Origin of the sequence: Deinococcus cellulosilyticus NBRC 106333 = KACC 11606, from assembly GCF_007990775.1 — a bacterium.
Taxonomy (GTDB): Bacteria; Deinococcota; Deinococci; order Deinococcales; family Deinococcaceae; genus Deinococcus_C; species Deinococcus_C cellulosilyticus.
This window is the reverse complement of the sequence record NZ_BJXB01000074.1, coordinates 1-2,828: the sequence shown is the minus strand read 5'-3', so window position 1 is coordinate 2,828 and position 2,828 is coordinate 1. Positions and strand designations below refer to the sequence as shown.

The 2,828-nt window shown below is 46.1% G+C and carries 2 protein-coding genes; both read right to left on the bottom strand.

The genetic code is table 11. The features are described from left to right. Nucleotides 1-187: 187 nt before the first annotated feature. A complete protein-coding gene (locus DC3_RS28675) occupies nt 188-634 on the bottom strand; it encodes an NUDIX hydrolase (RefSeq protein ID WP_146892223.1) in 447 nt (148 codons plus the stop codon). A gap of 45 nt (nt 635-679) precedes the next feature. Further along, nucleotides 680-1,567 carry a transposase gene (locus DC3_RS28670; RefSeq protein WP_186816340.1) on the bottom strand — a complete coding sequence of 296 codons (888 nt, stop codon included), beginning with the start codon at nt 1,565-1,567 and terminating at the stop codon, nt 680-682. Between the last annotated feature and the right edge of the window lie 1,261 nt (nt 1,568-2,828).

Genomic DNA, 2,828 nt, shown 5'->3' with positions numbered 1-2,828 from the left:
CTGAGATTTTGCACTTATCCAGACGATGGAAAAACATGCGATCCTGAGCCAGGAAAAAGCTGGTTGTACAGTATCAAAAACTCTGCCCGTAGCAGGTTATCCCTCAGGTCGTGAGGTAGGCAGAAGGCCAGGAGTCCTCAGGTTCCAGGAACCTATTCGACTCTCAGGTTCCTTGTTATGGTTTGGATCAGGCAAATTCAAATCCAAATTCAGAATACATTTGACCTGCCTGAACCGCTCTAAGGGCCTGCTCCACATAGGGCACAAGTTGACCATTCACCTCATCCAAAGGGACCCAGAGGATGTGACTATGCTTGTGGGGCTCCATGGTTATTGGTTCTCCGTCCCACTCCTGGGCTGCAAAAAAGTGCCCTAGCCAGAGGTCTCCTTCTGTTTTGGCATGCAGGGTGTGAACCAGTTGCAGGTGCTGGGGTAGGACGGTGATGCCCAGTTCTTCTTTTGCTTCCCGAATCAGAGCCTGAATCAGGGTCTCTCCTGCCTCCACAGCTCCGGCAGCAATACTGTAAAGACCATCCATCCATCCTGTGTGGGTGCGGTGCAGCAAACAAAATTTCTGCTGGCTGTGCAGGATTAGAAATACACTAGAAGGGGCTTTGAAGCGCTCGCGTTTCATGTCCTCCACTTTACAGGAGAGGTAACTGGTTTACTGATATTTGACCTATCCTGCCCTTGGAAAATGATGCAGCTCTGAGTCGGTAAAAAGCTGATCCTGCAGCATCAAGAATTCTGCCCTGAGCACCCACAAGACCAGACTTCTCGCAGCCTGAAAAGCCAGCTCTCCCCAATCCATGGTTGACGAATTCGGATACTCATTGACTGTGTGGGTCAGGATAAAGGCCAGCAAAGACAGAAAAATAAACCGAATGGCACCCCTCAACGTCCGCTGGCCGAATTGGTCTAGTCCGAAGCGGCCCTTGGCGGCTTTAAAAAATGCTTCAATTCTCCAGCGCGACTTACCCCAGGACACCAGCGTTTTGGCCGTCAGAGGCTGATTGCACATCACATAGCGCCGCTCTGTTTCCCCCGTCGGGTACCTGCGTTCAAACCAGGCCACCGTCACCTGCAGCTCTGGCGTGTTCAGTTTCACCCAGCTGCCATTGAAGAACAGTTCCTTGACCTTCTTATCGCCGACTTTGCGATCTCCTTTGGTGCCGACCAGTACCGTCAGGCCCAACTGGGACAGGGGTTTTAAGAAGTACTGATTATCAAAACCACTGTCGGCCAGGACCTTGAGGTGAAAGCGTCCCTGCAGTTGGTGGCACAGGGATTGGATCATGCCGACCGCCAATTTGCTTTCACTGGCACGTCCTTTGCCTTTCCAGACAGCAAAAGACCAGGGAAATCTAACTTTGCCGATCAGCAGGTAGACCACCACCAGGTGCAAACCATACTTGCCATTGAAGTAGGACACGGGTAGCCCTGGAAATTGGCCTTCTTTTCTCAGGGTCGTCAGATCTACGAGTACGTTCAGGGTGGGTTTGCGACCTGATCGTCGAGGGTAAGCTTTGGAGAGTTGTTGCAGAATGTGCTGCTGAACGGCCTTCATCAGTGCTCTGGTGTTCCACTGGTACTGGTTGTAGAAGCGACTGGCTGCACAGGACGTTCCGAGGGTATGGTGATGGGGTCGCACTTGACGGTTACCTCTTAGGAAGCCGCGGAGTTGGATCTGGAAGAGCTTGCGGTGGTTCTGGTTTGGCAAGAGGGCCAACAACGTGCATAACAATTGATGGGCAGACGTAGACACTCTGCCCATTTTTGTTGTCTCACATGAGATTTGGCTGAATCAGGCAGCTGGCCCTGCATAGGTGCAAAATCTCAGTTAACGCACCCCAGTGGTGGTCTCCAACCAGTAAACTGAAGATCCAATTGAGTCTAACCGCCCTGCATGATCCTGAAATGGTGGTCCGTTTAAGTGTGGCATTTGATTGATGTAGCGTGTGTGGGGAGGTTCAGGTCCTCATGGGATCGCCTTTGATCCTTAAGCATGACTACCCTGGAAAAAGTCTTTCCCGGCTGGAGTTGGACCCCCGCAGGAACCTTTGTTTCGTCCGTACTTTCAACTCCAAGCTTTCCAGGACAAATTTTGGCCTGTTTTGTTGCTTAAATAAGGAAAACCCAGACAAATTGTATTACAATAGCATCATGTCCACCTTTAAGGAACAGAGATATGGCGTTTGATATTTTTGCGGGTTACCTATGTGCGGTTATGACTCTCTTGAGAATACATTCTACGCATCAGAAGTATTTCCCATTAATAATATTTACCATTATCTTGCTTGTTAGTAAAAATTTTATCTCTCCCTATTTTTCATTGGGCGCAACTATGTCTGACAGCTTGTCTGGATCGATGCTTACTTTTGCCCTAATCAATTTAATTACATTAACTCATTCATATAATGCACCTAATAAATTACCGAGAATTTTATTAAGTATTGTGATTTTGCTTCTATATTACTTCTTATCATCTTATATCGATCAGCCTTATTTGGCTATTATTGCTATTGTTTTATACATTCCTGTACTACTGTTTAATAAACGTATCAGAGTTTAAAAGATGTTCAAATATTTACATCATAGAAATACATATAAATTTGTATATTGAAGATCATTCACCCTAACAAGGTAAATATTGCTAAATGTCTCTTTAACATAAATAAGAATATATCAAACTTAGTATATGTGCAATAAATATTGAAGCAATTTTATTTTTAGTGGTTTTCACTCGAAACGCAACTCTAATCTTTTTTATCTTCCTTAGCTTTAATTTGCAAGAGATGATCCACTAGAAAAGAGAAAGTCTCTGAGTT

What these genes read in the sequence shown, in the direction of transcription:
- DC3_RS28675 (WP_146892223.1), bottom strand. Translation starts at nt 634, where the DNA reads ATGAAACGCGAGCGCTTCAAAGCCCCTTCTAGTGTATTTCTAATCCTG.
- DC3_RS28670 (WP_186816340.1), bottom strand. Translation starts at nt 1,567, where the DNA reads ATGAAGGCCGTTCAGCAGCACATTCTGCAACAACTCTCCAAAGCTTAC.